Source organism: Bradyrhizobium sp. USDA 4532, assembly GCF_024171315.1.
Classification (GTDB): domain Bacteria; phylum Pseudomonadota; class Alphaproteobacteria; order Rhizobiales; family Xanthobacteraceae; genus Bradyrhizobium; species Bradyrhizobium australafricanum.
In genome coordinates, this window is sequence record NZ_JALJZN010000001.1 from 3,656,822 (window position 1) to 3,680,952 (window position 24,131).

At 59.2% G+C, this 24,131-nt stretch carries 16 protein-coding genes and 3 pseudogenes; 2 read left to right on the forward strand and 17 right to left on the reverse strand.

The features are described from left to right. Nucleotides 1-615: 615 nt before the first annotated feature. From J2R76_RS17250 to J2R76_RS17265, 4 genes and pseudogenes are all read right to left on the reverse strand, one after another. A pseudogene (locus J2R76_RS17250) lies at nucleotides 616-1,692 on the reverse strand (HoxN/HupN/NixA family nickel/cobalt transporter). Nucleotides 1,693-2,772: 1,080 nt separating this feature from the next. Next, a complete protein-coding gene (gene cysN / locus J2R76_RS17255) occupies nucleotides 2,773-4,659 on the reverse strand; it encodes a sulfate adenylyltransferase subunit CysN (RefSeq protein WP_253624283.1) in 1,887 nt (628 codons plus the stop codon). Further along, on the reverse strand, nucleotides 4,659-5,558 hold the full coding sequence (cysD, locus tag J2R76_RS17260; RefSeq protein ID WP_253624284.1) for a sulfate adenylyltransferase subunit CysD: 900 nt from the start codon (nucleotides 5,556-5,558) through the stop codon (nucleotides 4,659-4,661). Before cysD ends, cysN begins: the two co-directional genes overlap by 1 nt. Before the next feature lie 265 nt (nucleotides 5,559-5,823). Further along, nucleotides 5,824-7,083 (reverse strand): sulfotransferase, encoded by a 1,260-nt coding sequence (locus J2R76_RS17265; RefSeq protein ID WP_253624285.1) that lies wholly within the window; start codon nucleotides 7,081-7,083, stop codon nucleotides 5,824-5,826. Between the two features lie 791 nt (nucleotides 7,084-7,874). Here J2R76_RS17265 and J2R76_RS17270 point away from each other — a divergent pair. Then, nucleotides 7,875-8,330 carry a MarR family winged helix-turn-helix transcriptional regulator gene (locus J2R76_RS17270; RefSeq protein WP_253624286.1) on the forward strand — a complete coding sequence of 152 codons (456 nt, stop codon included), beginning with the start codon at nucleotides 7,875-7,877 and terminating at the stop codon, nucleotides 8,328-8,330. A 680-nt stretch (nucleotides 8,331-9,010) separates the two neighbouring features. On the opposite strand, the gene J2R76_RS17275 is transcribed toward J2R76_RS17270, so the two are convergent. Continuing rightward, nucleotides 9,011-9,196, reverse strand: coding sequence for a hypothetical protein (locus J2R76_RS17275; protein ID WP_076829490.1), 186 nt, complete (start codon nucleotides 9,194-9,196; stop codon nucleotides 9,011-9,013). Nucleotides 9,197-10,329: 1,133 nt separating this feature from the next. Continuing rightward, nucleotides 10,330-13,521, reverse strand: coding sequence for a Ulp1 family isopeptidase (locus J2R76_RS17280; RefSeq protein WP_253624287.1), 3,192 nt, complete (start codon nucleotides 13,519-13,521; stop codon nucleotides 10,330-10,332). Between the two features lie 375 nt (nucleotides 13,522-13,896). Here J2R76_RS17280 and J2R76_RS17285 point away from each other — a divergent pair. Next, a pseudogene (locus J2R76_RS17285) lies at nucleotides 13,897-14,153 on the forward strand (transposase domain-containing protein); the annotation flags it as partial. Between the two features lie 135 nt (nucleotides 14,154-14,288). Here the strand turns inward: J2R76_RS17285 and ccoS are convergent. From ccoS to J2R76_RS17340, 11 genes and pseudogenes are all read right to left on the reverse strand, one after another. Next, nucleotides 14,289-14,447: pseudogene (gene ccoS / locus J2R76_RS17290) on the reverse strand (cbb3-type cytochrome oxidase assembly protein CcoS); the annotation flags it as partial. Then, nucleotides 14,447-16,633, reverse strand: coding sequence for a heavy metal translocating P-type ATPase (locus tag J2R76_RS17295; protein WP_253624288.1), 2,187 nt, complete (start codon nucleotides 16,631-16,633; stop codon nucleotides 14,447-14,449). The gene J2R76_RS17295 and the pseudogene ccoS, both read right to left, overlap by 1 nt. 12 nt (nucleotides 16,634-16,645) lie before the next feature. Then, a complete protein-coding gene (locus J2R76_RS17300) occupies nucleotides 16,646-17,146 on the reverse strand; it encodes a FixH family protein (RefSeq protein WP_253624289.1) in 501 nt (166 codons plus the stop codon). A gap of 23 nt (nucleotides 17,147-17,169) precedes the next feature. After that, a complete protein-coding gene (ccoG, locus tag J2R76_RS17305; RefSeq protein WP_253624290.1) occupies nucleotides 17,170-18,639 on the reverse strand; it encodes a cytochrome c oxidase accessory protein CcoG in 1,470 nt (489 codons plus the stop codon). Between the two features lie 76 nt (nucleotides 18,640-18,715). After that, nucleotides 18,716-19,588, reverse strand: a complete 873-nt coding sequence (gene ccoP / locus J2R76_RS17310; protein ID WP_253624291.1) for a cytochrome-c oxidase, cbb3-type subunit III — start codon at nucleotides 19,586-19,588, stop codon at nucleotides 18,716-18,718. Nucleotides 19,589-19,594: 6 nt separating this feature from the next. After that, entirely contained in the window at nucleotides 19,595-19,759 is a 165-nt protein-coding gene (locus tag J2R76_RS17315; RefSeq protein WP_253624292.1) for a cbb3-type cytochrome c oxidase subunit 3, read from the reverse strand. A gap of 11 nt (nucleotides 19,760-19,770) precedes the next feature. Beyond that, nucleotides 19,771-20,505, reverse strand: coding sequence for a cytochrome-c oxidase, cbb3-type subunit II (ccoO, locus tag J2R76_RS17320; RefSeq protein WP_253624293.1), 735 nt, complete (start codon nucleotides 20,503-20,505; stop codon nucleotides 19,771-19,773). 8 nt (nucleotides 20,506-20,513) lie between these two features. After that, nucleotides 20,514-22,136 carry a cytochrome-c oxidase, cbb3-type subunit I gene (gene ccoN, locus J2R76_RS17325; RefSeq protein ID WP_253626017.1) on the reverse strand — a complete coding sequence of 541 codons (1,623 nt, stop codon included), beginning with the start codon at nucleotides 22,134-22,136 and terminating at the stop codon, nucleotides 20,514-20,516. A gap of 100 nt (nucleotides 22,137-22,236) precedes the next feature. Further along, nucleotides 22,237-22,575: a hypothetical protein gene (locus J2R76_RS17330; RefSeq protein WP_253624294.1), complete on the reverse strand. Its 339-nt coding sequence runs from the start codon at nucleotides 22,573-22,575 to the stop codon at nucleotides 22,237-22,239. A 404-nt stretch (nucleotides 22,576-22,979) separates the two neighbouring features. Continuing rightward, nucleotides 22,980-23,207, reverse strand: a complete 228-nt coding sequence (locus J2R76_RS17335; RefSeq protein ID WP_229158196.1) for a hypothetical protein — start codon at nucleotides 23,205-23,207, stop codon at nucleotides 22,980-22,982. A 460-nt stretch (nucleotides 23,208-23,667) separates the two neighbouring features. Then, complete coding sequence (locus tag J2R76_RS17340; RefSeq protein ID WP_253624295.1) at nucleotides 23,668-23,883, reverse strand: hypothetical protein; 216 nt, start codon at nucleotides 23,881-23,883, stop codon at nucleotides 23,668-23,670. Between the last annotated feature and the right edge of the window lie 248 nt (nucleotides 23,884-24,131).

Sequence of the window (24,131 nt, forward strand, 5' to 3'; positions counted from 1 at the left end):
TCCGCGGTCGCAGGAGCTGGTCAGTACACCTGAGTTGATGAACCAACGTCCGGTCACCTCCGGCGACGATTAGCGAGCCGTCGATCATATCTCGACGCGTCGAAGATGCGGAGGTTTCGTTCAGCGAGGCGCTTGCCGGACATGTATAGCCGTTCGACGGAAAACGAAGCAGTTAATCACGCGGCACGAGCCCCTCGAGCGACTTCTTAAACATTCGACTGAGTCTGTTGTGCACCAGCAAGAGCGATGCCAACATTTTACGACATCGATAGGCGGAGAAGCCGACTAGCCCCGATGTGCGGTAGGCCAGACGATGACTGATCTCCTCAGAGATCTTGCCGCTCTTTCATTGGCGACTTTCGAGCTCGATATCGGAGGTTTCTGGTTCTAGTCGCACAACCAAGCCGCTCCGCCGGCGATTGCGGACACAGCGAACCAGTGGAGCGCCGGGACCCACCGCGCTTGGCCAGAGCGTAAACTATTCGCAGTTTTGAACGCCTGCGATCGGCTATTTCGAAGTCGCTTTTGCGCTGGTGGTATTGAACCCGACATTGTTCGATGTCAGACGCACGGAGCTAATGACGCCGAAGACGTGCGATGATTGGTTGTATGAGTTCACCCCGGCTTGAGCGGGTTTTCGAGTCCTTGCCAGCGATAGATCGCAAATGACAGCGCCCAACTGACCAGGAAGACGCCGACGACGAGATAGCCGAAATTGGCCAAGCTGCCGTTGAGATCGTCCACCGCGCTCCAGAAGGTGCCTTCAAGCGCTAATTTGTTGGCGAGCAGGCCAAGTGCCTCGATGCCGCCGATCAGCAGCGCCACGACGACTGAGATCGCCGTAATGGTCAGATTGTACCAGATCTTGCGGATCGGATTGAGGAAAGCCCAGCCATACGCGCCGACCATCAAGACGCTGTCGGTCGTATCGACGAGCATCATGCCGGCGGCGAAGAGAGCCGGAAATATCATCACCGTAGTGAAGTCTAGCCCTCCCGAAGCTTGCCCGGCTGCGACGGTGAAAAGGCTGATTTCCGTCGCGGTATCGAATCCGAGGCCGAACAACAGACCGATCGCGAACATCTGCCCGCTCGCCGTCATCATGCGAAACAGTGGGCGCAAGAGCCGGGACAGCAAGCCACGACCAGACAGAAGCAGATCGAACTCATGCTCTCCAATTCATTCGCCACGCCGCGCACGCTGAAAGCTCCGCCAGACATCCCGTAGGATCACAAGGTTGATGGCGGCAATCGTCAGTAAGAAGAAGGCTGATGCAACGGTGCCGATGATGCTGCCAACCGCCCGGAACTCCTGGAAACCGCTTTGCAGGGCGAGCGCCGCAGCTGCGATCGCGGCGACCGCCACTGCAACCGACAAGGAATGGCCAAAGGCGAAGAAAAGTCCGACCGCGAGAGGGTGCCTGCCATCCTGCATCAGCTTGCGAACGACATTGTCGATGGTCGCGATATGATCGGCATCGACGGCGTGCCGAAGGCCGAGCACATAGGCCAGCAAGGCTGTCGCCAGCAGCGTCGGCCTGTCGGACAGCGCTACGATGGCCCAGGTCCAGGCCAAGCAATTGATGGCCAACAAGAAGGCATATAGCGAGATGATTCGACTACGCGAGGCCGCCGATCCGTCGTCTAAGGCAAGCTTTAGATATGAGAACATGATCTTGCTTCGGTAGCGCATCTAGATGAGTTTGGTTACGAACGTCCCTCGTTGCATAGGCGCCGCGCACGCCAAAGCCGGTCCGGTCAGACTGAAGACGAACCGACGGATACAGCATACGATGATCATGACCATTCGCAGCACGAGGTGGACAATAGCGCTGGTCGCAACGGCAGTGGAGTTGAGTGGCATTTCCTACTTTTCATGGCTGGTGCCTCCTTCGCGGTGCAGGTTTCGTGCCGCTCTGCTGGGCTAACGTGCTGGACCGCTTCGTGCGGCTTATATCGGCCGTGAGCTCGTGTCGCGCGATTGCGCCGCCGCGTTGACGTTGCAACCTCGATCTGAGCCGTAGTCAAGTTTAACGGGCCAACCAGTGCCTCAGAGCACCCCGCCCGACGCATTGCGCATGACAATGGCTGCTAGCAGGTTTCCTGGCTGCGGCTCGCCGCTCTTGCCCCCTTCTCGGGATTGCGAATCCCGGTGGCGTGGAATGGTCATCGCCTCGCCACTTATAGTTGCGCCGGGCCGCTCCCGCATTGTCCTGCCAGAACCCACCGAACGCCCTTGAATAGCCTTTCGAACACTACCGATGACAAAGCGAAATGGCCTCAAGGGCGCGTCAAGTAGTCGCCGGCGAACAGCGTGAGACGCCGTGGCTGAGGAAAAAGAGGTAACTTTGCCTCTCAATCTCGGAGTTGCGGACGAGATCGAGGCTCCAAGACACTGCGGCTCTGCCTGCACAGCAACTCGGCGCGGCGCTAGCCCCACGCAGAAAAAAGGACGCTTGAAGACACTTAGGCGACTGGAAGGCTGACTTCGTCTCTGTCCTTCGTCATGGCGTCATAGACTCTGACCTGGAGCATGGGACGGCGCTTCTTAAGCTCTTGCGCTCCTGCCCAGGCGCCGTCTCTTGTCGTGAACTCGGTTTTCAATTGACCGTCGACTTCGAGCACATAACCGGAAGCGGGCAATCGACGAGTGGATGCAACCATCTTAATCCCTTAGCATCGACGAATCCGATCGATGCTCGCACTTAACCCGAGTCGCCTTCGGCAAGCCAGTAGGCAGGAGAGCGGCATCCGCGACCACGAATCGGCTGGTTTATCGCCGCTCGTCGCAGAAGACTGCGCGCGCCATCACGGCGTTGACGACGACTTCCGCTGCTTGCTCTGGCGCCTGCTCCATTGTCCTGAGATGAATTTCGGGCGTTATCGGCGCTTCGTAGGACGCATCGATGCCCGTGAAGTTCTTGATCTCACCGGCTTTTGCCTTTGAGTAGAGACCCTTTGGATCCCGCCTTGCGCATTCCTCGATTGGCGTATCGACAAAGACTTCGATGAACTCGTCCTTGCCAATCAGGCTGCGAACCATGTCTCGTTCGGACCTGTAGGGGGAGATGAACGAACAGATCACGATCAAGCCGCTGTCCAGCATCAACTTGGCAACCTGTCCGGCACGCCGAATGTTTTCCACCCGCGCAGCCTTCGAGAAGCCCAGGTCCGCGTTCAATCCGTTCCGGAGGTCGTCACCATCCAGCAGCATGGCATGCCGCGACATTGCGAGCAGCTTCTGATCAACCATGTTGGCGATCGTCGACTTTCCCGCGCCAGACAGACCGGTGAACCAGACGACGCAAGGCTTCTGATCCTTGAGCGCGGCGCGCTCACTCCTGCCCACCGAAAGCGCCTGGCAGGAAACATTGGTGGCCCGCCGCAGCGGAAACGCAATCATGCCGGCGCCGACGGTGCGATTGGTGCAACGATCAATGACGATAAATGATCCGGTTTTCCGGTTGACGTCGTAAGGATCGAATGCGGCGGGCAGTGCAGTCGCAATATTGCAGAACGCGATCTCATTGAGAGAAAGCGTCTCGGCAGCCAGGTGCTCACATGTGTTGACATCGATCCGATGCCTGATCGCGGTAATGCTGCCGGCGACCGTTTGCAAGCCAATCCGCAGGATGTAATTTCGTCCGAGAGCGAGCGACCCGTTGTCCATCCAGATCAGATAAGCGGCGAATTGATCGGCGACGCTGGGTCGTTCGGTTGGTCGCGTCAGAAGATCGCCACGGCCAATGTCGATCTCGTCTTCCAGCGTAATGGTGACGGCATCACCGGCTTCGGCGTCGACAAGGTCGCCATCATGGGTCACGATCCGCTTGATGCGGGTGGTACGTCCGGATGCGGCGACAACGATCTCGTCGCCTGCCGAGATCCTGCCGGAAGCCACCGATCCGGCGTAGCCGCGAAAATCCGGATCGGGCCGGTTCACCCATTGGACTGGAAAGCGGAAAGCCTGGCTTGCGGTGTCGGACTGGATATCGACGCTCTCCAAATGCTCCATCAGGCATTGACCATGATACCACTTGGTATGAGCGGACCGGTCGACGACGTTGTCGCCGTGGCGGGCAGAGATAGGGATCGGAACAATCGAGCTAAAGCCAAGGCCGGCGGCAAAGGCCAGATAGTCGGCGACGATCCGATCGAAAGCAACCTTGCTGTATGCGACTAAGTCGATCTTGTTCACTGCCAGCACAACATGGCGAATGCCAAGCAGCGAACAAATGAAGGAGTGGCGGCGGGTCTGAACCAACACGCCCTTGCGGGCATCGATCAGGATGATTGCGAGCTGCGCATTCGAGGCGCCGGTCGCCATGTTGCGGGTGTACTGCTCGTGACCGGGAGTGTCAGCCACCATGAAAGAGCGCCGCGGCGTCGTGAAGAAACGGTAGGCGACGTCGATCGTGATACCCTGCTCCCGTTCGGCCTCGAGCCCGTCCACGAGCAGCGCGAAGTCGATGTCGGCGCTGCCATGCCTGACGCTGTCGCGTTTCACTGCCACAAGCTGATCTTGGTAGATCATCTTGCTGTCGTGCAACAACCGCCCGATCAGGGTCGATTTTCCATCGTCCACCGAGCCACATGTTATGAATCGCAGCTGTTCCCTTGCACTAGGGTGGATGGGTTTCGACAATGCTATGGAAATCATCAGAAGTAACCTTCCCGCTTCTTCTTCTCCATCGAAGCGGCTTCATCGGCATCAATCAGGCGCCCCTGACGCTCGGACACCGTCGCAGTCTGCATTTCTGCGACCACCTCTTCGATCGTCGTCGCGTCGGATTCAATGGCCCCGCTCAAGGGATAACATCCCAGCGTGCGAAAGCGGATCATGCGCATTTGCGGCGTCTCATCGCGGTTGAGCGGCAATCGCCTGTCGTCAACCATGATCGTCGCGCCATTTCGGCGCACCGTCGGTCTTAGCTTTGCGAAGTAGAGCCGGACGACCGGGATTTTTTCGAGCATGATATATTCCCATACATCGAGCTCGGTCCAGTTTGACATCGCAAACACGCGCATGCTTTCGCCCTGGCGTATCCGTGTGTTGAACAGGTTCCAGAGCTCCGGCCGCTGGTTGCGGGGGTCCCATACGTGTCCGGCCGAACGGAACGACAGTATCCGTTCCTTGGCGCGGCTCTTTTCCTCGTCACGCCTGGCTCCGCCAAGCGCGGCATCAAATCCGTAAAGCTCGAGCGCCTGCTTCAGGGCGTCGGTCTTCATCACCTGGGTATGAAGCGCCGAGCCGGAGTCGATCGGATTGATTCCGCGCGCAATGCCCTCCTCATTAACATGGACGATCAGCTCGACGCCGAGCCGCTTGGCCGTCGCGTCCCGGAAGCAGATCATCTCGCGGAACTTCCAAGTCGTGTCGACGTGAAGCAGGGGGAAAGGCAATTTTGCCGGATAGAACGCCTTGATCGCAATGTGCAGCAGCACGCTCGAGTCTTTTCCGATCGAGTAAAGCATGACCGGCCTTTTGAACTCGGCGACCACCTCACGCATGATTTCGATCGATTCAGATTCAAGACGGCGCAGATGTTTTGGCAGCATATATGTTATTTTCGATGCAGGATCTCGGTTCTGCAGCGCCGGCCCAGAGGAGGACGTCGGGTGCGGAGCGAGCTCGCCGGTGCGCGTGGCTATCCAAGTGATCAAGTGCCGGTTGGGCAGCAGACCGACTGACACACCCCGGGCATGTCGCGTTCTACCGTGGTGCCGCCGGCGCCTGCCTCACACGCTATTGGCGTAGATCAGTTCGTTGGGGGGGCCTGGCTAAATCAGCCAGCGTGTTTTGATCGCAAGCATCGAGATCACTCTAAGCCATATTGACGATCTGCTCAAGCCGCGCGACCTCACCTCGCAAGATCTCGATCGCCGCATCACGAGTCAGAATAGCATCCAGCCCTGCAGCTCGATCAGCTTCTGACGCCAACAGTGCCTGCTGCAACTGCGCTCTCATTGAATCGGCCAGCCGCAAGTTTTCCGCAATACTGGCGGCGGACAGATCCTGCGGCTGGACCACGGACATGTCGCACGTGGAACGAACGCTCTCCGGAACCTGCGGAGCAGGGTGGACTTGCCCGGATTGAGATGGCTGGGACGATGCTCCCGCCTTCCCAGTTCGCAAATCCCGCCAGGTTCGGAATATTTGTCGATGGAGTTCAGTTAACCGAGGTCCTCTATCCACAACTCCGGCTTGCTGTGCTTGCAGCAGCTCCGCCTCATATCCCAGTTCTGTCAAAAGCCTGGTGCCGACCAGATCGGTCACAGTTTGCATCTCTTCGATGCTTAGTTGGGATTGCCATGTCTTGACAGAGCTTTGATCGACCGCATTTCGTTCCAGGATTTTGCGATCCCCAAAGCTGCTGGATCGAAGATAATCTACTTGGCCCATGCTCGCCGCTGCGGCCGCCGCGGGATCACAGTCGAGCCCGCTTAGCAGGCGCCTAATCTCTTCGTCTGGATGCGTCACAAGCAGCTCATATCGCACCAGCTGCGTGCGCGGGCGCGCGCGGTGCGCAGCGAGCATCGGAAGGCCCAGAACCAAATCGGCAAGTGAAGATATTAAGGCATCGGGCAGACGGAGCACGAGATCGGCGAGACTAGATACGCTGACCGAGTAGGAGCTTTCGGCTCGAAGCGGGATGCCCCACGTGGATTTCAGTGAAGCCGCGATGGCATAAGGATTGCGTATCAAAAGGATGTGTGGTGCCTCTGGATAGACACGTTCAAGGAATTCAAGCGCCGCCCAATAGCGGGGCGTTTTGTCTATGATGATCCGCTTGCCCGCTGTTGCCAGATACTGACCGTATGCTGCATCGGCAAAAGCGCGGCTGGCAATCGTCCGATCGATGCGCCCCAGGAATTCGGAGGTTGCGCTCTCAATCAGCAAAGATCCTGCCGGGTGGCGCTGATCCACCCTGCCAAATGCCTCGAGCGCCAGCATCAACCAGGGTTCAGGCGGAGCTACAATATCTGGATGTTGCTGGAGCAGGTGCGCCAGGAGTGTCGTCCCGGATCGTGGAAGTCCGAGGAGAAAGCAGACCGCGGGCGAACGGTCAAAAGCATCGCTCATAATTCGGACCTCATGCTTGAAAAAATGAACCGCGCCGCTCGTCTGACTTCGAAGAAGAGGTAGGCGCAGAACAGTTAGGGACGACTGCTTGCGCACCAGCTAATGCTGCGACAGGGATTTGACCTGCCACTCATGATTCGAGAGCCGTTCGGTTCGATCGATTGGGCGAGATCGCAGACGCATTTGACAGCTGCGATGCCCCCGATTGCTCGACAGTCGAGATGAAGTCAAGGGGCCAGCTCAATTGCGCGAAGACTGGCTGCGGATTCGAAAGGCTGCAAAGAATTCTAATGTTCAGCAGGTACCTGCGCGCGGCACATGGGAAGTTGCTATGTACAGTCGACGTGGTGCGTTTTCCTCGACCATTGAAAGCATAAATGCGGCATGCACCATGCACTTCGCTGTCTTGGCATAGGCCGGAAAAGCTCGGCACTAGAACGGAGAGCTCGGCGAGAGGGACAAGAAGGCACACAGGCGGACATCTGAAATGTCAGGCGGATCAGACCTTTCAGCGCGCGATATCGCCCCCGCCGCAACTGCCTGCCGCTGGCCGGTCAACACAACGAGCGTGTAGCGCCTCTCCCCGCCTTGCTGTCGCAAGTCCCACAATCCGTCCGATCTGTACCAAGTATCGGAGTTGCTGCTCTTGCGGCGTTGTCCCGATTTCTAATCCGCGGTAATGGAAGTCTGTAAAGGATGGAACCTGGCCCACGATGCCGCCGGATTTACCTAGTCCAGCAAACGCGCCTTATCGTATCTCCGCTGACGGACAGGAGGTATTCCGGCCGTTCATGTGGGAGATCAGATCGATCAGTGCCTGCCTCGAAGAACTCGCCAAATTCCGTGCCAATATGCTTGGCATCACTGGGCCACAGTGGATGATCCTGATGGCAGTGGACTACCTGGGCAAAGAAAAAGGTGTGTCCGTCAACCTGGTGTCACGGTTGATGCACGTCGATCCTTCTTTCGTCACGACCCACTCAAAAGTCTTGGAGAAAAAGGGATTCCTGAGGCGCAAACCCTCCACAGCCGATGCGCGAGTAGTTCAGATGTCGCTGACCGCCAAAACGCGCAAGCATCTCGCTAGTTTGACGCCTCGAGAGGAAGCGCAGGATGTACAGGGTTTTGACGAATTCGGCCCTGACGGATCAAGCGAGTTCATTACCGGGCTGGCCGCAGTGAGGCATCGCTTGGAGAAGGCCCGCTCTGGCATCCAGAAGACCAAAACGAGCAATCGTCAGAAATGAAGCTGGCTAACCATCCGACTCTCCCGGCCTTCGAATATTTCGTGAGGCGGCGCGGTCGAAGGTGGTTATGGTCCCTCCACACCGCCGAAGGCGCGCAGGTGATGATGGGTTTCGCACGCAACCGCTCCGCCGCCGTCTATCAAGCCAACAGAGCGCTTTTTCAGTTGCTGCTGAGCGCGCCTTATCGCTTGGGAGTTCAAGTTCACCAACAGGCTCCGCGGCCACCGCTTACGCCAAAGCTTTAGCCAGGCATGAGCTTCGGCTGTGGCGGCGTGGGTCTCAAGACTTGCAGCGATCCGGTTTGCTAATTGGAGCGTCCCGTCTAGCCGTCACCAAGAACAATCGCGGCCCTTAACAGCGATCCGCCGCATTCCTCGACCCCTTAACGGGAACGAGCGACCATCGAAACAATTTCCAGCCTGGAAACATTCGAAGCAGGACCGGTCGTACGATTGTCTCGTCGCTCTCGATCATACCGGGCAAAGCAGCCTTCGCGGCCGTACTCCTTTAACCTCAAGGGATCACGAAGCACTGGAGCCCTTCCTCGAGAGTGACAAACCAAGCGCGTGAAAAGTTCTTTCCACAAAGCAATTGGCAGCCCGTGGAAAACAATTGCAACGGCCGTAAAGGGCGGCCTGCGAGCCGCCCTTTTGTGCCGGCTACCGGCGCTGCTAAGTAAGCTACCGCTGATGTCCGAGTCCTATTCCGAGATTTAACGCCTTCTGGCGCAACGCACCGACGCTGCGTTTGGTCATTTTTGCAATTTTTATGACGGGAGTCCGAGCCTTCGAATGGACTTTGAGCTCCTTGATATCTGCCTTGGTCCACTCGCGCCGCTTAACGCGTTTCTTGGTTGCTTTTTTCACAGTGAATGCTCCTTTTGAGAGGAGCGGCTTGTAACATAGTTTTTTAGGAGCGACGACCGTAAAAAAAAGAGGCAATCATGGGAACTCGCGCCATGATATGTGTGCAGAAGACAACGCAGCTCGACTATTGTAAATTTAGTTCAGATGCCGTCTTGAGAGGCTTCGCCTGGTTATTCGAAGCTAAGCCCGCAGACTGACATGTTGCTGGAAGGAAGTGAGCAAGCAGGGTGTGGTAAGCTTGAACAAACTCCGAATCAGGCATGTTCGTGATTTGTATTAGGCGGGGAGGCACAACGCTCGAGGACTATGAGATATCGTATCAGTCTCTACCACGGTCGCCCTACTACGCTTGGCGCGCTGCGCTGTCTGGACTGTCGGAGTCTCCTTGCGCTGGCGAGAACACCAGATCGAATCTCCTCTTCGTACCCGTCGTCCGGTCTCGGCTCAAGGTTGGAGGGACAAGTGTGTTCTTATGAGCAGGCAGCTTTCACCTCTTTTGACGCGGGCCGAGAGCGGCAAACGCTGGATTGACCGCCCGCGATGATCTCTCATAGAGAGGCTTCGGTTGACATGAAGATGAGCGGCCACCGCTTCAGCCTTTATGGCGCGATCCCTCCAATTTTCTTTTGATGTGGCGTATGCATATTTGGCGAAAGAAAGATGAGGCCGACGCCTGATGGTCCGCGATCGGTGTTGTTGCGCCGCGAAAAATGCGGCCGCCTTATTGGGCCAAGGCGCGATAAGATGGCTTAGCGGACCGATCCAAAGCTGACCGGCGTTATCGATCGACTTTTTCCTCGCCGCGAGGCCGGCCTCAAGCTTGCCGGACAATGCGACCTCGCGGTGTCTCGGTAGCCAGACGTCCTGCCGAGGATTTGTTGCGATCATGGCGCATTGCTGCCCTGACAATGGAAGCTCCTGCGCCGAGGCGGCAAGCCCGCCGATCAGCAGGCCGCCTGACCTTCACGCAATGCCATCCATGGAGCTCGCCGTGCCCGCGTTCATGCGTCGCTCAGGTGGTCTCGTCGTATGCGCCCTCAGCTCCTCACGTGAGACACTATGATGCTTTGCGAGCACACCGATTGCGGATTTTCGATCGGCGAGAAGCGCATTTACACGGGCGCGCGCCCTGTTCAACTGAAGCCGCCACCAGCGCCTAGTCGGTCCAGCAGTGCCGGTCGACTGATGACAAGATCGTTGAGGTTCAGGTGCGGCCGTCCTACTGCCAATCGTCTTACAAGTTCCCGGGTGCCGTCCACGACAAAGACGCCGCAGTCATAACCGTTCTGCTGCTGTCTTATCGGGGCCTGTTGCAGGTTAGCGTCGAGCCGTCCTGCGAGTTTCGCGGCGGGCCTGTCATTGTATCCCTGGGCGGAGTCATAGTGATATGCGACCGGCCGGCCCCGATCGCGGCGATCAACCAGCAGCAGCGACCAGTGACTGCCGCGCTGATGTCTATCCGTATCGCTGGCATCACTTACCGGCAGAAACAGGAAGTCGGCGGTATCATGGCGAACCCACCCTAATGCTCGTGCGGCTACCTCCTTGGAGGGAGATCGCAACATTTGGGCTATCAGGGGATCCACGAACCGCGTCCGGGCGGCGAGATCCGGATCGTTCTGCAGCAACTCATGCGCCAGGAGCTCATAGTCCCGCTGGATATGCTCGTCACCCAGCCACTGCGTGGGGCCGAGGACGGCCTCGCTGCGCTGGCCGGAAGAGGCAACGGTAGCCGAGGGGCGGATTTGAGCACCCGGGACGGGAGACGGGCGAGGATGATGGATGAACTGCGCACCGCGGCGTCCTCGCGGCTCCAATGGGATCGAGCGGGTCTCGCCATTGACGGAGACCTGGGTTGGGCCGCTGGACTGGGGCGGCAGGACCCCGATGTTATCCCGGACATCGCGTAAGAAATCCGGCACTGGCTGGCGACCATCCTGCCAATCCGCGTCAACTCGGTGTCCGATGTCCTCAAGCGAGTGAAGTACGCCCGACCGCCCGACAAAGAAGGCGGGTTTACCGGCAGGGCTGAGCACCGGCGCTGACTGAGCATCGTCGCGCATCTGCTGCGGCGTGTACGGCAGATCAGCGAAAGACTGAAGACCGCGGAAGGTGTCTGCCGACTGAGCTGGCGCGTCCGATGGTCCGGTGAAGAGCGGCGGTCTGGCGGCAGCCCCGCCCGCCGGCGCTGACTGAGCATCGTCAAGCATCTGCTGCGGCGTGTACGGCAGATCAACGAAAGAGTGAAGACCGCGGAAGGTGTCTGCCGACTGAGCTGGCGCGTCCGATGATTTGGTGAAGAGCGGTTTGGCGACAGCTCTACCCACCGGCGCTGACTGAGCATCGTCAAGCATCTGCTGCGGCGTGTACGGCAGATCAACGAAAGACTGAAGACCGCGGAAGGTGTCTGCCGACTGAGCTGGCACGTCCGATGGTCCGGTGAAGTGCGGCGGTTTGGCGACAGCCCTACCCACCGGCGCTGACTGAGCATCGTCAAGCATCTGCTGCGGCGTGTACGGCAGATCAACGAAAGACCGAAGACCGCGGAAGGTGTCTGCCGACTGAGCTGGCGCGTCCGATGGTTTGGTGAAGAGCGGCGGTTTGGCGACAGCCTCACCCGCCGGCGCTGACTGAGCATCGTCAAGCATCTGCTGCGGCGTGTACGGCAGATCAACGAAAGAGTGAAGACCGCGGAAGGTATCTGCCGACTGAGCTGGCGCGTTCGATGGTTTGGTGAAGAGCACCGGTTTGGCGACAGCCTCACCCGCCGGCGCTGACTGAGCATCGTCAAGCATCTGCTCCGGCGTGTAAGGCAGATCAACGAAAGACTGAAGTCCGCGGAAGGTATCTGCCGACTGAGCTGGCGCATCCGATGGTCCGATTAAGAGCCGCGGTCTGGCGGCAGCCCTACCCACCGGCGCTGACTGAGCATCGTCAAGCATCTGCTGCGGCGTGTACGGCAGATCAACGAAAGACTGAAGACCGCGGAAAATGTCTGGCGATTGAGCTGGCGCGTCCGATGGTCCGGTGACGAGCGGCGGTCTGGCGACAGTTCCACTCACCGGCGATGACTGAGCATCGTCGCGCATCTCCTGCGGCGTGTACGGCAGGTCAACGAAAGAGTTGAGACCTCGGTAGATCGCCGACGACCCCTCTGGTACCGCTTCCGGCGTCGGCCGCTCAAAATCGTGCGGCAGGTGCGGCGACCACGTTGAGCTCGACTCGTCACGCCGCGGCTCCCCACCCGCCTGCTCAGGGGAGACGCCCAGCGCAGCGTTCGCCTCGACGAGGCATAGGTAGCTCCGAAGACGATCGAAGCCCATGTCAGCGTTTCGACTGGCTTTTTTGAAGTCCCTGTGATCGTTATTCAACGACATTTGCTGCTCACTGGTGCCGGTGAGCCGGCTCACTATGCTCCCTCGCCCGTTCCTTTGTAGCCAAGCACCGAATCTTCGTTGGTTGCCGGCCAGATTTTGAACAACTTTTCTCCTAGTATCCTCGGATTTGAGCAGGCTCAGCTCTGCCTTTTCCAGGCTATCAATGATGCGGGCGTCGTCGGGATAAAGATGCAATGTGGGCGACGGGACAGTATGACCGCGGGGTTTCCGGGACGCACCCGCTCCGGAAACGTGCTCGGCATCGCCGACCTTGCCTAACGCGAACAATAGATGCTCGTCCTTCGGGAACAACTTCTGAGCAAATTCAATGCGCGCAGCGTGGTCTAGCTTGGATATCGAGCAGCCTTCAACTTTAAGCGCGTTAGAAAATCTGCGAAGACTACGATCATGACGAGCAGCGCTGCCCGACGTCATGCCGCTGGCATTAAGCCGCTCCGAGAGGGGCGCGTCTTCCGCTGAGGGGATCGTGCGCGGCCGCCCGCCAGAAGCTACATAGCTCGAATCATGATACGAACGAAGGATATTCAACCCCTTCTTCATGTCTTCGTCCTTTGGGAAGTAAGTCTTGACGTAACGGATCAAGGACTCGTGTTCCTCCAGAACAATCGTTTGACGATGAGCGCCAAGATGATTTCCAAGTCGGCGAAGCGCCTGAGTATAGCGCTTAACCGTCTTCTTGCTTGGCTTTTTCTGATCCGCATATTGGGCAATCGCCTTATCGATAATGTTTCGATGTTCTGCAGAGAGATCGGGATGGTAGTTGCGGCCGCCACGGGAGACAGGACCCGGATCGGGTGGGCGCGCCTCGGCCAAGTGCTGCTCAAACCCCTCTTGCGCGGCATGGCCGCCCTGGTCCTCTTCCAAGACGGCGTGATGCACCTGGGACCAAGCTGTTACATTGGATGGATCGGAATTGTACGGGTCCACGCTAGCCTCACATCCAAGAAATCAATTGAGCTGATCCTATCTGGATAGGCTTTCCGGAAGCTGACGAGGCCGTCGCTTGTGGAACAATGCACCGCCACATCCGCAACATGAAACGCCCCCCGCGGGCTCTCAATCGTCGCAGGCTTCATGGGTTTCAGGACCCGCCTTCCTTGCCGCCGATGACGCCTTCCGCCGGCATGGGAGCCGAGGACTCGTCATTGCTCTGGTTGCAAAGCGGCATACGGCGGCGCCGCAGGTGCACGCATAGGTGCCAAGCCACAGTTGATCCGTGGATCGCTCTCGCAAATCCGCAACGAGCCTTCCGCGGTTCGCTTCTCCTTCATTCGCTCTCTCATCGGCTATTCACGGAGAGGGCGCTGGGACGACCTCGCCTGCTTCCTCGACGATGGCGGGATCTGCATGACCACAATTGTGCTGATGCGTGCATTGAGAGGCATCGTTTTGGAAGGTGGAACTGAATCTTCGCCGGCAGCCAGCGCGGCACCAAACGGGCCGCCATCATGTTGACGATGATCACGACCTGTCGCCTTAACAAGGTCAACCCAAGGCTTGGTTCGCCCACGTCCTCGCCGGTATCGCCAAATCTTCCCGCATCGCATCTCCACGAATAGCCCTGATCAACAAGTTGTCGCTGCCCGTCCCTGCAACCGCGCGTCTCTAGTTGCGCCGCGGACCACCGGAACGGCCGAGCTAGCACTCTCGTCCCAGCGGGGACCGTCGCAATTACGCTGGCCCATCTGCACTATTTGGACTGGCGCCTCGTCGGGCTCGTCATCCGCGAGGGCGCGCCAGGCCGCGCCATCGAGATCGTCATACTGACCACTGTTCAGCGACCACAGAAAGCCGAGCAGGCCAACGAAGCCCAATGCAAGAGCGAGTGGAACCAGATAGAGCAGAACCTCCATCAGACTGCCTCGCCCCTTCGCGCCCGCAGCGCATTGAGCATGACCAGCACGGATGAACCTGACATCGCCGCGGCGGCAATCAGCGGCGTCACCAGGCCGGCGATCGCAACCGGGACTGCCAGGACATTGTAGACGACAGCGAGCAAAAGGTTCTGCCGCATCAGCCGCAGCGCCTTGCGCGAGGTCATAACCGCCGTCATCACGGGCCGAAGACGCTCACCGAGGAAGACCGCATCAGCGACCGCCTGGCTCATATGAGTGGCCGTAACAGGCGACATCGAGGTATGAGCTGTTGCGAGTGCGGGCGCGTCGTTCAAGCCATCGCCGACCATCAGCACCTTGTATCCCTCGTCCGTCAGGCCTTCGACCCGCGCGACCTTATCCGTCGGCGAGACGCCGGCGCGCCAATTTTGAATGCCGAGCGTCTCGGCCGTGCGCCGAACTGCTGGCTCGCGATCTCCCGACACGATCTCTACCACGACCCCAAGGCTCGCGAGGCCCGCGACGACCTCGGGCGCGTCTGGCCGCATGCGTTGGCGGACGGCGAAGACGTGCTTGCTGTCGCCGTGTCTAAAGGCGACGATAGAAGCCTCTGGATCTCGGCAAAGAGCCTCGTCGGCGAGGCTGTCAGCGCCGCAGAAGGACGGGCGGCCGAGCCGGATCTCTGACCCTTGATAGTAACCCCTAACACCCTGCCCCAGCTCCTCCTCGATATCGGCCAGCGGCTCGCTTGCGCCAGCAGCTCGCGCCACGGCCGTGGCGACCGGATGGCGGCTCGATAATGCAAGCCGGCCCGCCAATTTGACGACATCTTCCGGAATGTTGGCGAGATTGGCGACATCGAGCTCCGGCAACGTCAGCGTTCCGGTCTTGTCGAAGACCACCCGGTTCACTTCGGCCATGCGCTCGATCGCATCCCCGGCGTTAAGCAGCACTCCGGACCTGAACAGCACGCCGGACGCCACGGTCTGCACCGCCGGTATAGCCAGACCCAGCGCGCAAGGGCACGTGATGATCAAGACCGCGATCGCCGTGACGATCGCATCATGGAAGGTTGCGCCAGAGGCAAGCCAACCGAGCATCGTCAGAAAGGCAGTTGCATGGACGATCGGAGCATAGAGCCGCGAGGCGCGCTCGGCCAGGCGTAGGTAGCGCGAGCGGGCCTGCAGGGCATGATCAAGTAGTCGAGAAATCTCGGCGAGCAGCGTGTCCTGCGAGGCTGCCACCGCGCGAACGCGCAAGGTACCCGATCGCACCAATGTACCGGCGAACACTGCGCTGCCGGGCACCACCAGCGCGGGCAAGGTCTCACCCGTAATGAGGCCTTGATCAACCTCGGAGCGGCCGTCGATCACGTCGCCATCGACGGCACAGCATTCGCCGGGTCGGACCAGCACGACGTCGCCCGGTTTGATCGTTGATGCCGGAACGGTTCTGATCTCCGTCGGGCTTATGAACTTCGCGGCGGTCTCCGCCTTGAGCGCGGCAAGATTGCCGGCGACGGCGCGGGTGCGCCGCCTCACGTTCTGGTCGAGATAGCGGCCTGCGAGCAGGAAGGCGATCAACATGATCGCCGCGTCAAAATATGCATGCTCGGCATGAGCGATGGTCTCGATCAGCGAAGTCGCCAACGCGAGCACGATGCCGATGCTGATCGGCACGTCCATATTGGCCCCGCGCGCCCGTAGCGCGGTAAAAGCTGAGAAGAGGAACGGCTGCGCCGAATAAGCCGCGGCGGGAAGCACGATCAGCGCGGAGAGCCAGTGAAAGAAGTCGCGCTGCTCCGGCAGCATGTCCGAGACATTGCCGGACCATACCGGGATCGAGAGCATCATAACGTTCATCGCGGCAAAAGCAGCCACGCCCAGCCGCCGCAGCAAGTCCCGCGCCCGCTCCGATTCCAGTGTCTCCGCATTGTCCCGTTGAAAGGGATATGCGCGATAGCCCAGTTCAGCGAGCCGCTTGATGAATAGCGCTGGATCGAGCGCGCCGGCTTTCCATTCCACCGCCAGTCGGTTGTCGGTGAGATTCACGCGCGCCGAGGTCACGTCCGGAATGCTCGATAGATTGCGCTCGATCTTGCCCATGCAGCCCGCGCAATTGATCCCTTCTACCGCGAGGTCGAGTTGGACGAAGCCCGTGCCTGTCCTCTTCAAATAGTGCGAAAAGTCGACGTCCTCCTGCATGCTCATCTGCCCTCAGTCCAAGACGATGCGATTTTTCGACAAAAACATGCGGCGGCCGTCAGCGCCGCCTTCGATCACGAGATCCCACCTTCCGACAGCGACCCCCGCGGCGTCTCCTCGGTAGATTCCAGCACTGCGCTCAGCCACGTTGATCGCGAGATCGGCCCGGCGGTCCACCGGTCGCTCGAGCCGGGCCTCGAAATTCATTCCTACGAGAGGCGCGCCTGCGCGGTCGCGCGCCTCGATCGCAAGCACCGCCCGGCCGTCGAACTGCCGTTCCACATGTACCTGCACCTGCCAGCTTCGCTCGTTCTGGTCCCGCGCCGCCAGGATCTCGCGCTGATAGGCGAGGCTCGCGCTGTAGGCGCTGTCAACCTCAGTTCCTGGCAGCGTCGTGATGGCAAAGCGCATCATGATCAAATTGGCGCCAATCACGACCGAGAAGAAAGCCAGTATGGCGATCAGGACAAAGCGTCCGGTAATGGGCCGTGCGACTGGAGTTGATGCGGTCATTGGCAAGATCTCGTCAGTAATTCTTAGGGGAAGACGAAGTGGTCCGTTGCGGTGGCGACCTCTCCGAGGCCAATGTCGGTGACCCGAAATGTCACCGGCATCGACCGTTCCGGCGTGTCGTCGGCCGGCGCGGTCACCAATAAGCGGAGTTCTGTCGTGGTATCGCGAGCCAAGACAATCGTCGGTCGTTCCACGGTCACAGAATCTACGCCGACGACGTGGACGGACGTTTGGGGCGGTCCATCGATGTCGATCGCAATGACGCGGTCGAACGCGAGTTTGTTAAGCAAGCGTACCGTGTAGCCGTTGCGAATGGAACCATCGCTGAGCCTGACCGCTATCGGATTACGATCGTGCAGCACGTTGACGTCGAGCAGTGTTCTGGACAACACCCCATAAAGCATCATCGCACAGACGACCGAGATCAAAGACGCATATACGATCGTCCGCGGGCGTACCGGCTTGAACACCTCCGACTTGCCTTCCATTCGGCGCCTGATATTGATGTCGTTGTCGTAACCAATCAGGCGACTTGCGCGCCCGATCTTCTTCATGACGGCATCGCAGGCGTCGATGCATAGCCCGCACTGGATGCAGCCGAGCTGGGCGCCGTTGCGAATGTCGACGCCGGTCGGACAGACCGCCGCGCATTGATTGCAATCGATGCAGTCTCCAATCTTTTCGCCCCGCGCGCGCAGATCGAATGACTTCTTCAACGAGCAGCGCTGTTCGCCGCGATCGTACTTGTAGGTGACATTGAGTGCCCACTCGTCGGTGAGCGCGGCCTGGATGCGCGGCCAGGGGCACATATACACGCAAACCTGTTCGCGCATGTAGCCGGCCAACAGATAAGTCGTAGCGGTCAGGATCCCGATCCAGATATAGGCGATCGCGGGCGCCTGAAATGTCGCCAGATCGCGCACCAATGTATGCGCGTCGGCGAAGTAGAGCACCCAGGCACCACCGGTCCACCAAGCGATCATCAACCAGACCGCGTGCTTTAGCACGCGCTTTGCCGCCCGCCCCACTGTCATCGGGCGTGCGGCGGCCCTCAGTCGGTCGCGACGATCGCCCTCGATCAAACGCTCTACCGCATAGAACAGATCGGTCCATGCCGTTTGCGGACAGAGATAGCCGCACCAAATACGTCCGCCCAGCGCGTTCATCAAGAATAGTGCCAGCGCGGCAAGCACGAGCAGCCCGGTGAAGTAATAAAGCTCCTGCGGCCACAACTCGATGAAGAAAAAGTAGAACCGCCGGTTCGGGAAATCGAGCAACACCGCCTGGTCAGGAACGCTTAAGCCACGACGCCAACGCACGAACGGCAGCAAATAGTAGATGCCCAGACACACCACCATCAGCCGCCATTTGATCGTGCGGAAAGTGCCGCAGACGCTCTGCGGCTGGACCTTCTTATGAGTTGTATAGAGAGGCCCGTCTTCGCCGATCGGCGGGTTATCGCGCGCACCAGTCTTGTTCAGGGCTAGCTTCATGGCCGACCTTACATCTGGCACGGGTGACTGATTTAGAGCCTCGTCGATGGGCCGGTGGCTTCTCGGCTCATCTCACCTATTGTCCGCCACCGAGCGAGTGCACATAGACCGCAAGTGCCTTGATCGTGATGGAATCGAACCGCCCGCTCCAGGCCGGCATGATGCCCCCACGGCCATAGCTGATCGTCTCGATCAGCGTCTCCTCGTCCGAGCCGTACAACCAAATGTGGTCCGTCAGATTCGGCGCGCCGAGCTCATGGTTGCCTTTGGCGTTCTCGCCATGACAGACCGCACAATTGTCGGCAAAGATCCTTGTGCCGGCCGCGGCATCGAAATTGCCGACTGTTGACAGGCCGGACAGCGATCGCACGTAATTCGCTACTGTGGCGATCTCATCTTTCCTGAGGATGCCGTCGCGGCCGAAGGCCAGCATTTGCCCCTCATGAGCCTGGGCGTGCCCGGACCGTGCGCCGAACTGGATGGTCCGCTGGATCTGATCGAGCGATCCGCCCCACAACCAGTCATCGTCGTTGAGATTGGGATAACCCTTGGCACCTGCGCCGCCGCTGCCATGGCATGGCGCGCAATTGTCTGCGAACACCGTCTTGCCCCGGGCACGGGCCAGTGCCAGCAGGGCCTGATCCGTCTCGATCTCTGTCAGAGACGCTTTGCCGAGAACCGCCATCTTCTCGCCCCGCAGCCTCTCGAGCCCGGCAAGATCGTTGACGACACTCGCGCGGGTCGAATGTTGAAATACGCCGGTCGTGTAGCTGGACAGGAGCGGCCAGGCCGGATAGACGACCCAATAACCGATCGCCCAAAGGATGGTGGCGTAGAAGGTCGAGATCCACCAGCGCGGCAGCGGCGTGTTGAGCTCCTTTATGCCATCCCATTCGTGTCCCGTCGTGGAGCGGCCGGAGATCCGATCGAAGTCGTTGCGGTCAGTCATGGTCTGTCAATCCCGGCACAGCGGCATGCGCGCCGCAGAGTCAAAACGCCGCCTATTGCCGGGCCACAGCGCATAAACAACAATGGCCATGAAGATGCCGACAAACAACGGCGTCCAGAGGCTCACGACGAAGCTTGACGCCAGGTTCTCGATGGAAATGACGGCTTTCATCACAGGATCCTTCAGCGCAGATTGGCTTTTTCGTCGTAGAGCTTGAAATCGATCAGCGTTCCGAGCATCTGCAGGTAGGCGATGAGCGCATCGAGTTCGGTCGGATTGCCAACGCTTCCGTCGAAATTGCGCACAGCTGCCTTCGGATAGCGTTTCTGGAACGAGGCGAGGTCCGCGCTGTCAGGATCGAGTTGGGCCTTCAAGTCAGTGACCGCGTTCTTGATCTGATCTTCGGTATAGGGGACACCGACCGCCCGGTTGGTGCGCAGATGTGCAGCCACGTCGGTCAGGTCGAGCTCGGTGCGCGCCAGCGTCGGGTATCCGGGCATGACCGACCGCGGGACGATGGCCCGCGGATTGGTCAGATGCGTGACGTGCCATTCATCGGAGTATTTCGCGCCGACGCGTGCGAGGTCCGGGCCGGTACGCTTCGAGCCCCATTGAAACGGGTGATCATACATGCTCTCGGCGGCCAGCGAGTAATGTCCGTAGCGCTCGACCTCGTCACGCAATGGCCGGATCATCTGCGAGTGGCACACATAGCAGCCTTCGCGTATGTAGATGTTGCGGCCCGCAAGCTCAAGCGGGGTATACGGTCGTACGCCATCCACGGCCTCGATCGTACTTTTGAGGTAGAACAGCGGCGTGATCTCGACCAGCCCGCCGATCGCGATCACGGCAAGGATGCCTGCGATCAGGATGATCGAGTTCTTCTCAAAGATCTTGTGTCGGTTCCAAAGAGACATGCGATGACCTATTCCGCGACTTGGAGCGCTCCAGTGTCCTGGATTTGATCGGTTTGCTTTGCATTCACGGTCATCCAGAGATTGGCGGCCATGATCAGCGCTCCAATCAGGAACATTGCGCCTCCCGCGGCGCGGATGATGTAGAAGGGATGCATAGCCTCGACCGACTCGATGAACGAGTATTCGAGGAAACCTAGCGGGGTAAAGGCGCGCCACATCAGGCCTTGCAGGACACCAGACACCCACATCGCCGAGATGTAGAGCACGATCCCGATCGAGGCGATCCAGAAGTGCCAGTTGACGAGCTTGAGGCTGTACAGCTCGCGCTTCCAAAGCCAGGGAACCAGGCAATAGAGCGCACCGAACGATACAAAACCGACCCAGCCCAGCGCACCGGAATGCACGTGGCCGACCGTCCAGTCGGTGTAATGACTGAGCGAGTTGACCACCTTGATTGCCATGGTGGGGCCCTCGAACGTCGACATGCCATAAAAGGCCACCGAGACCACGAGCATGCGGAGCACCGGGTCAGTGCGCAGCTTGTCCCACGCACCCGAGAGCGTCATCAGGCCGTTGATCATGCCGCCCCATGAGGGCATCCACAGCATGATCGAGAACGTCATGCCCAGGGTCTGCGTCCAATCCGGCAGCGCGGTGTAATGTAGATGGTGAGGGCCGGCCCAGATGTAGAGGAAGATCAGCGCCCAGAAGTGGATGATCGAGAGGCGGTAGGAATAGACCGGGCGCTCGGCTCTTTTCGGAATGAAATAGTACATGATGGCCAGAAAGCCGGCGGTCAGGAAGAAACCGACCGCGTTGTGGCCGTACCACCACTGAAACATGGCGTCCTGCACACCGCCCCAGGCGATGTAGGATTTCGAACCGAACACGGAGACCGGTAATGCGGGATTGTTGCCGAGGTGGAGCACCGCAATGGTGACGATAAAAGCGAGATAGAACCAGTTGGCGACGAAAATGTGCGGCTCCTTCCTTTTCACCAATGTCGCCAGGAACACGATGAGATAAGTGACCCAGACGATGGTGAGCCAGAGATCGGCGTACCATTCGGGCTCGGCGTATTCCTTTGACTGGGTGGCGCCGAACAGATAGCCGGTGCCCGCGATCAGGATGAAAAAATTATAGCCAACTACCACGAACCACGGCGCAAGATCGCCGGCGAGGCGCGTGCGGCAGGTTTTCTGCACGACGTAGAAGGAGGTCGCGATGAGCACGTTTCCGCCGAACGCAAAGATCACGGCCGACGTATGCAGCGGGCGGAGTCGGCCGAAGCTCGTCCAAGGCAGATCGAAATTCAGTGTGGGCCACGCAAGTTGCGAGGCGATAAAAACGCCGACCGAGAAGCCTGCGATACCCCAGAACATCGCCATCACTGAGGCGAATTTGATCGGAGCGAGATTGTAATTCGGCCGGCCTTTGATCTGCGCCGGTGGCAAATGCGCCGGGCGTTCATAGTACCGATTGAGGATGACGGCTGCGGCCGCCAGACTTGCGGCAGACGAGATCAATGCGTGGAACGTAAACGCAGGATCGCGCCCCATCGCCCCCGCGAAAAAGCAAACGTAGGCAGAAACAGCGAATACCGAGAATAGGCCTGCTTCACCCATAGTCATGGATTTCGAGGCGAGGGGTGGGCTTTTCATGTCTTGGCCTTCTTTGAAAGTGGGCTTGCCAGGAGATCACATTTTCCGGGGACGGGGCGATCGAGCGCGATCAATCGTCAAAACGGCGCGGAGCGCTGCCGATCTCACGCGCGAGCGCGCGCAGAGTATGTTCGTTCGGGCAGTCTTTGAGGGGATCTACAGACTTATACCGCTCGAGGTCGGCGGCGCAGCGGATCTTGGTCTGACACAGGCCGCATACCCGCTGCAAATCGCGCAACACGTCTCCATGGCGGGAGGCTAGCGCATTCTCGGAAAAGCCGGCAAGTGCGAGGCGCTTGCTTAAGGGTTCAGGATAGCCCGGACTTTGCGCCATCTTTCGAAAGTCGGACGTGGACAGATTAAGTTCACGTGCGATCGCGTCGATGTCCTGCGCGCTCAAATAGGCCAACTCGGCTGTCCGGGACAGGTTGGCTCGTAACCGGGTGAGCAGATTCTTGAACCCCCAAGGGCGACCGACATATCCAGATTGGCTAACCATGTGTCATACCCCTCAAAGCAGCCATAGCTGCCGGCGGCAGACTTGTTTTTGACATGCATCAAATAAGGCGCATCTGTAGGAGAAAATCGTCGATCCGGATCGCTCCTGCCGGACGGCGATGCGCTGCGAGCCCGCAGAACTGCAGGCCAGCAAATGTCGGGCGAGGTCTACCAGTGTGTCACGGACAAGAGGGCCGCCTGCTCAATTGGCGGCAGCATCGCTGAGCTGTTCTCTCGATCGACGCTCGGGAAGACGTTTTGTAAGTCTCGTCTGGATTCTCCACGATCAGAATTCGCGGACTTCCCTAGCCGAGCTCAACCACCCCATGCCGGGGGCAATGCAGGCGGGGTTCGAAGCTCCATCGCATCGGCGAAGATGGTCCAATCACGGACACCTTTTTGCTTGCAGAAATCGGTTTCTGCCTGCTGTGCAGCAGCACTCAGCGAGGCTGCATGCACCCGGAACGCCGCCTGACAGGCACGATGCTCGTGACCGGTATCGTCACAAACGGTTTTGATGAACCGAACGTTAAATGAAGGCATGATACCCTATTCCTGTGCGTTTTCTAATCTCGCATTCTGCCAGCCGCGCCAGGCGAGTGTTTGATTTGTCTCAAGCAGCACCCAAAAAGATCTCGCTCCATCGAGATAAGGTCGAGAGTGATGCGAGTGCTCTTTCGCCCCGAAGAAGCTGCAAATCACCAAACGTCCAGGTTTGGCGGATCACATTGGTTGAGTTGCTCAGCAACAGTAGCTTCTCGTCTTCTCACGCCTTGGGCCGGCAGAGTTAAGGCGCTGATCCAGAAAATTCTCATGAGACGGTTGGGAGCAGAATGAACCGTTACGCCCGCGTTGGCGATCATCGATCAATTCCAACTTCAGCCGCCGGCAATGGAAGTTTGTGACGCCGGTGCTTGGCAGTGTCACAAAGCATTCCCGACAGCTCTGGCTGATTGCCGGGCAGCGGGCAATGGCATTTCTGACCAGCGCCGGCGGCCGAGGACTACCGGCGGCGAGAATTGCCCGCACGTGAGCAAATGAGGCGAACCGGCCTCATCTCGCTCCTGATGGTCCACCCTGCCGCCGCAACGGCAAAGCCAATGATCAGGCTAGCCGCAGCCAAGGTTTCGATAAGCCCAAGGTTGAAGACTTCGGCGCCGTAGCCGATCGCTGCGATCAGCGCGGGCAAAACCAACGACAATGTAAGGCGAGCAATCAACTTACCATCTCCTTCGCGACTCTCGCAGCTCAATGACGCGGGTTGTCATGGTGCAATGCCCGTGCGCTGCGCAGCCTCAACATTTGCACATTGCGCGTCCTGCATTTTGATTTCCATCAAACTCGCTACACGCTGGCGATTGTGTCGATCGACGCGCGGCTCTGCCGAATGACTCGATTTAGTGCGTGCGACCGGCAACGCGCTGGCAGTGGCCGCTCGCCCTCGCCCCGTTTCTAAACGCGCATCAG